At 76.8% G+C, this 397-nt stretch carries 1 protein-coding gene; it reads left to right on the top strand.

The genetic code is table 11. The annotated features are described in order from the left end of the window. The coding region (locus tag A7A76_RS22565; protein WP_277425874.1) for a FimV/HubP family polar landmark protein at positions 1 to 397 on the top strand (397 nt) is incomplete at both ends.

Here is a 397-nt window from a genome sequence, read left to right on the forward strand (position 1 = left end):
GGCCCCGGCGCCGCGACCCAACGCCGGCCGCATCGCCCGCGAACCGCGGCCGCAGCCGGCCGCCGCGCCGGCGATCCCCGGCGAGGGCGAAATCACCGTCGCCCAGGGCCAGACCCTGTCCGGCATCGCCGCGCAGATGGGCGGCGCGCAGAGCCTCAACCAGACCATGATCGCGCTGTTGCGGGCCAATCCCGAGGCCTTCGTCGGCGGCAACATCAACCGCCTGCGCGCCGGCGCCGTGCTGCGCCGGCCGGCCGGCGGCGAGATGGCGGCGATCGACCCGCGCGAAGCCAACGAACTGGTGCGCGCGCAGATCCAGCAATGGCGCCAGGCGCCGCAACGCGCGGTGCCGCAGCCGCTGACCGTCGACGCCGACCGCGTCGCCAAGGCGCCGGTC

The organism is Lysobacter enzymogenes (assembly GCF_017168095.1).
In the GTDB taxonomy this organism is placed as follows: domain Bacteria; phylum Pseudomonadota; class Gammaproteobacteria; order Xanthomonadales; family Xanthomonadaceae; genus Lysobacter; species Lysobacter enzymogenes_D.